General features: G+C 71.4%; 4 protein-coding genes and 1 pseudogene. 1 reads left to right on the forward strand and 4 read right to left on the reverse strand.

Annotated elements, in window-relative coordinates:
* The 3 genes and pseudogenes from A949_RS38930 to A949_RS0108265 all read right to left on the reverse strand — a co-directional run.
* Window positions 1–230: pseudogene (locus A949_RS38930) on the reverse strand (hypothetical protein); the annotation flags it as partial.
* Window positions 231–347: 117 nt separating this feature from the next.
* A complete protein-coding gene (locus A949_RS39715; RefSeq protein WP_432070989.1) occupies window positions 348–515 on the reverse strand; it encodes a transposase in 168 nt (55 codons plus the stop codon).
* A gap of 37 nt (window positions 516–552) precedes the next feature.
* Entirely contained in the window at window positions 553–1,008 is a 456-nt protein-coding gene (locus A949_RS0108265; RefSeq protein WP_019355536.1) for a nuclear transport factor 2 family protein, read from the reverse strand.
* Window positions 1,009–1,109: 101 nt separating this feature from the next.
* On the opposite strand from A949_RS0108265, the gene A949_RS0108270 reads away from it, so the two are divergent.
* Entirely contained in the window at window positions 1,110–1,679 is a 570-nt protein-coding gene (locus A949_RS0108270) for a PadR family transcriptional regulator (RefSeq protein WP_026004449.1), read from the forward strand.
* Between the two features lie 148 nt (window positions 1,680–1,827).
* On the opposite strand, the gene A949_RS0108275 is transcribed toward A949_RS0108270, so the two are convergent.
* Entirely contained in the window at window positions 1,828–2,448 is a 621-nt protein-coding gene (locus tag A949_RS0108275) for an L-threonylcarbamoyladenylate synthase (RefSeq protein WP_019355538.1), read from the reverse strand.
* Window positions 2,449–2,767: the final 319 nt, after the last annotated feature.

Raw genomic sequence — 2,767 nt, forward strand, 5'->3', positions numbered from 1 at the left:
GTGACTTGCCCGAAGCCGTTTTCGGTTGGGTTGACCGCGTAGCCGCCACCAACCAGCCCCGTGCCGCTCGGACAGGTCACCCGGGCGACTCCTGTCTTCGCGGACCAGCCGCTTGTCACGACGATGGGGGTCTCGGAAGCGGCGGCGGCCGGCGCGGGAACGGCGGCGCAGAGCGCAGCGGTGAGCCCGGCAGCGGACGCGACTGGCAGCAGTCGGCGGAACATGGGCACGGAACCTCCTGAAACGCGGAAACACAGATCGCTAACCATCCTGTCCGCACGCGATGCCGCAATCGTCCGACACGGCTGCGCCCTTCCCCACCGGCGCCCCGAAACCACCCTGGCGGGTCACAAGCCGCACCCGGACAGGACGCGGCGGAGCCGCGATCCGGTCTGAGACTTCCAGGCGATCGCATCGATCACCTCACGGTGATCGCGCCACCGCCCGTACCGCCTGGGCGTCCGGTCCGGCGACGACGGCTCGATCCGCGCCCACTGCGCGTCGTTGAACGGCACACCCAGAACCGCGATCAGATGATCCGAACGAAATGGCCTAGCGCCCGTCCGGTGCCGGACCCTCGCGCTCGGTCCCGGCCGGGACCAGGCCGTCGGCCACCAGCCCGGCCAGCACCGCCTCGCCCAGTGCGTGCACCGCGGACTGCGGGCGGACCATCACCGTCAACTCCGCGATCCGGCCCTCCGGATCGAGGTGCAGCAGGTCGATGCCGTGGATCTGCCTGCCGTTGACGGCGGCCCGGAAGACCAGCCCCGCGGCAGGGGCCTGCCCTCCGTCCCGGCCCGCCTGTGCGGTGCCGTCCAGGTGTCCGACGTAGCGGAAGTCCTCGAAGGTGCGGAGCAGCACCCCGAAGAGGCCAAGGACCGCCTCCCGGCCTTCGAACGGAGTGAACTTCACCGGACTGTGGAGCCGGATTCCCGGGGTGAACAGCCCCTCCAGGGCGGTGAGATCGCGGCTGTCGACGGCGGAGCGGAAGCGGTCCACTGTGGTCATGGCTCACCCTTGATAGTCATGAGTACGATTACTCAGATTCATGACTATCACGCCCTCGGGATCCTGGACAGGGGCGTGCACTGCGGAGAGGGGACGGCCCGGTGGCTTTGCGGCACGCCGTACTGGCGGCGCTCCTGGACGAGGAGTTGAGCGGATACCAACTGGCCAAGCAGTTCGACGCGGGGGTGGCGAACTTCTGGCACGCGCAGCCGCAGCAGGTGTACGCGGAGTTGGCGAAGCTGGAGGAGGACGGGCTGGTCGCGGGGCGCGAGGTGGTCCAGGAGTCCCGCCCCAACAAGCGCCTCTTCCGGGTCACCGACTCCGGGCTGGACGCACTGCGGTGCTTCGCTGCGACCCCCGCGAAGCCGACCTTCGTCCGCGACGACCTCCTGGTCGCGGTACAGGCCGCCGACCACCTCGGAACGGCGGACCTGATCGCCCGGCTCGAGCAGCGGGCCGCCTTCGCGCAGACCAGGGCCGAACTGTTCGATGGGCTGCTGCGGACGATGCGCGGGAACCGCGCGGAGGAGGATTTCCTGCGGCACGGCAGACGGATCGGCCCCTATCTGACCTGCCTGCGCGGTCTGGACTTCGAGCGGAGCAACCAGGAGTGGTGCCGACGCACCGCGGCGGTCCTGCGGGACAGGGACGGCACCTCCGAGGCCGGGTGAGGCGCCGGTGCCGGGAGCGTCCCGGGCCGTCCCCGCCCGGGCGAGCCGGGGACGGCCCGGGACGCCTCGCGTGCCCGCGGGAGGCCGGCCCGCCCGCTGCGGGTGGGCGAACATTCCCGGTCACACGGATCCGCCCCGGGAGACGCTGCTAGGAGAACGGCGCGGGGTCCCCCGCGCCGGTACGCACGATCTCGACGGTGTCCCCGGAGAAGTCCACCACCGTGGTGGGCTCGGTACCGCAGTCGCCCGAGTCGACCACGGCGTCCACGACGTGGTCGAGCCGTTCCTTGATCTCCCAGCCCTGGGTCATCGGCTCCTCCTCGTCCGGGAGCAGCAGGGTGCTGGAGAGCAGCGGCTCGCCGAGTTCGGCCAGCAGCGCCTGGGTGACCACATGGTCGGGGATGCGGACGCCGACGGTCTTCTTCTTCGGGTGCAGCAGCTTGCGCGGCACCTCCTTGGTCGCCGGGAGGATGAAGGTGTAGCGGCCCGGCGTGGCCGCCTTGACCGCGCGGAACACGTCGTTGTCCACGTGCACGTACTGGCCGAGCTGTGCGAAGTTCTGGCAGACGAGCGTGAAGTGGTGGCGTTCGTCGAGGTCGCGGATGGAGCGGATGCGGGACAGGCCGTCGCGGCTGCCCGGCCGGCACCCCAGAGCGAAGCAGGAGTCCGTCGGATACGCGATGAGCGCGTCCGCACGGATGCTCTCGACCACGGTGTTGATGGTCCGCCGCTGCGGGTTCTCGGGGTGCACGTCGAAGTACTTCGCCATCCACCGAGCCTAAGGCGTCTCCGCCGGGCCGTGCCCGCCGGACGGGGGTGTGGCGGCGGCGCCGCCCGGAAGGACCGGTACGCGCAACCCCTCCTCGACCCACCGGCTCCGGGGGGGGTGCGCGCAGCGCCCACGATGCCTGCCACCTCGCCTCTCACCCGCGTACCCGGCCTCGCACCCGGGCGCGGCCGACGTCGTGTACGCCATCGTAGGGCCGAACCGGATCGGCGGCCGGGCGGGAACCGGTGCGGAGCGGCCCCCGGGAGGGAGTCCGGCAGGTGGTGCGGGGTGGGCGTGTCCGAGGCGGTCCGGGGCTCGT

This window comes from Streptomyces sp. AA1529 (assembly GCF_000280905.1).
GTDB lineage: Bacteria > Actinomycetota > Actinomycetes > Streptomycetales > Streptomycetaceae > Streptomyces.

Bases quoted from the DNA above. Each gene is read 5' to 3' on its own strand.
- A949_RS0108265 (WP_019355536.1), bottom strand. From the start codon at position 1,008: ATGACCACAGTGGACCGCTTCCGCTCCGCCGTCGACAGCCGCGATCTC.
- A949_RS0108275 (WP_019355538.1), bottom strand. From the start codon at position 2,448: ATGGCGAAGTACTTCGACGTGCACCCCGAGAACCCGCAGCGGCGGACC.